Below are 2,522 nucleotides of genomic sequence, written 5' to 3'. Positions count from 1 at the left end.
GCGGGGGCTGGTGCTGTGCGGCGGGTCGTTGGACGGGTTGGATGCGACGTTTCAGGGGCGGCGGCTGGTGGCGCATGAGGTGCTGGTGTGGGACTCGGGGGATGTGTGGGTGTCCCGGCGGGTGTGGGAGGTCATGGCGGCGGACCGCTACGAGCAGTGGAAGAGCCGCCGGCAGGTCCTCGGTCTGGAGCGGCGGTCGTGACCGCGTCCGGCGGCCAGCCCGGTGGCGGGCCGGTGGGTGTGCCGTCGTTGGTGAGGCGGTTGGGGCTGGTGCTGTCGGCGCGGATCGCCGGGGAGCTACCCGACGCCGACCGGGACATGGTGGAGGCGGTGGTCGGTCGGGTGTTGGAGCTGCTGGCCCGGTCGGCGGCGGTGAACCGGNCGCATCCGCTCGCGGACGCGACGTTGTATCTGATGGCGCATGCGTTGGAAAACCAGGATCTGCACCGGTTGTTGGCCGATATCCGGCTGCAGCTTCCGGGGCTGACCGTCGATACCGCGACGTTCCGCAGTGAAGTGGAGTTCCTCCGTCGGATGGGTGAACGCGGGAGACCTTCGCAGGAGTGATCGCGGCAGTGTGAGCCGGTGACGGGTGAGGGGTCACGCCTCCCTGTCACCAGGGAGAGGGCCCCGTGCGTCTCGTCCACGCGGCGGGGCCCTCTCCCCCCTCGTGACCGGCACGCCGGCCGGTCACGGAAGTCGGCCCCGGACCGGTAGGCGCCCCCTCGCCACCGGTCCGGGGCCGCACTCGTGCCCAGACGAACGCCTGTTTCTCGAGCACGGTGGGGTGACGGCGGGACGGGCGGGGTGCGCCCGGGGGTTCTCCGGGTCGGCTCNGGGTCTGCTCCGCGGGCACTCCGGGCCGTCCACTCCGGGTCGGCTCCGGGCTGACGCGGCGTGGACTCCGCGTCTACGCCGGAGAAATTCCGTGGAATAACCGAATCTGCACCGTTCCACACCGGTATGCGCGGCGGCAGGGTAGGTGGAGCGGGAACCATTCCGGTTTCCGCTTTTCCCCTTCCTGACCCCCGGGGGTATTCCTGTGCGCTGCCGCATTCTTCGCCGATCATGTGAACGGGCCCGGGGGGTGCCGGCCGTCGATCCCACCCCACCCGATGGGAACATGCGTTCGATCTCGGTCGTTGGGAGAGGTGCGGATGGGGCGTTGATCGTCCTGCCGCGGTTCGTGTGTGCTGTGACGCCAGGTGGACGGGCTACCTCATGGGGCCGCGGTGACGGTCCGGGTCGGGCTCGGGGCGCGTCGGTGACTGCCGTCCTGTTCCCGTCGACCCCTGCGCCCGTCGGTCTCGTGCCGTCGGTCGGTGGGGTCCGCCTGGAAGCGGTGTTCCCCTGATGCAAGCGCGACGTGACGGCATGACCGGCCCTGGCGGTGAGCCGAGGCTCGGCGGGGAGAGGTTCCTGCCGTTCGACGATGAACCGGACGGCGGCCCGGCCGACCCGGATGGCGCCGTGCCGGATGCGGCGCCGACGAGGGTGCAGCCGGAAGGATCGCCGGTGCCCGCGGACGGGCGGGCGGGCGGGCAGCCTCCCGCGGAAAGATCATCGATTGCGGATCATGTGGCGCGACTGCTGGCGCGTGCGCCGCGTCTGACGGATCAACAGAAGATGGATCTTCGGCGGTTGCTGGGGCCTCCACCCCGATGGGGAACATGATCGAATGGTGGTGCCTCAACCGAAGTGTGAGGCGGTCGATGTCGGTATCACCGCCCCAACCCCACTCGGTGAGGTGGTGGATCTGCAGGAAGCGGGTGTGCCCGCAGCCGGGGTACTGGCAGCGGCCGTGGTCGCGGGCGTAGACGGCGTCACGCAGCCTCTGGCCGGGGTGACGCTGCCGCCGGCCCAGGTACAGCGGATTGCCGTCGGGGTCGGTGACCAGGCCGCGCAGGAACCCGTCACAGCCCAGGCGTGCCACGACCTGCCGGGACAGCCCGATCCCCCCGTCGATCTGCGCCCACGCCCCGATCCCGATCCGCGCCCTGCCCACCGGCCCTGTGGTGCTGTCCTCGCCGCCGCTGGCCGTGTCTCTGCTGTCGGTCGTGTCGGGGCTGTCGGTCGTGTCGGGGCTGTCGGTCGTGTCGGTCGTGTCGGGCAGGGTCGTGGTCAGGTGGACGGTCAGGGTGTGTTCGGGGGCCATCAGCCCGGGGGCCTGCCGGTCGAGGAACCCGTCGGCCAACGCGACCAGCGCCTCGGCGTCCCGCTGACGATCCCGCGCCCGGACCACGCTCTCCCCGTCTCCGGGCACCGCACCGGCGCCGGCATCACCGGCCTGGGCAGCACCGGCGGTGTCGAGGGGGCTGGTGGTGTCCAGGCTCGCCCGGGCCGCGTCCAACGCCGCGAGCAGCCGAGCACCGTCGTCCGGAGAAAGAACCGCGCTCACCCGGAGCATGCCGTCGTCGTCGTACTGCCACGCCAGCCGCGGCGCCGACCGGCGGGTCCGCTCCTGCCCGCGGGCCTGCCGGGCACACCGGACCAGCCGCTCGATCTGCCCGGCGGTGCAGTAC

1 protein-coding gene and 1 pseudogene are annotated in these 2,522 nt (G+C 71.8%); one reads left to right on the top strand and one right to left on the bottom strand.

The window, feature by feature from the left end; genetic code table 11:
- A pseudogene (locus FF86_RS00015) lies at positions 1-202 on the top strand (hypothetical protein); the annotation flags it as partial.
- 1,017 nt (positions 203-1,219) lie between these two features.
- Here FF86_RS00015 and FF86_RS36945 read toward each other — a convergent pair.
- Positions 1,220-2,522 (bottom strand): HNH endonuclease signature motif containing protein (locus FF86_RS36945; RefSeq protein WP_242417901.1); only part of this gene is annotated, 1,303 nt, incomplete at its 5' end.

The sequence above is a fragment of the Frankia sp. CpI1-P genome (genome assembly GCF_001421075.1).
In the GTDB taxonomy this organism is placed as follows: Bacteria; Actinomycetota; Actinomycetes; order Frankiales; family Frankiaceae; genus Frankia; species Frankia torreyi.
The sequence above is the reverse complement of the archived record's forward strand: the minus strand, read 5'-3'. Positions and strand labels throughout refer to the sequence as shown.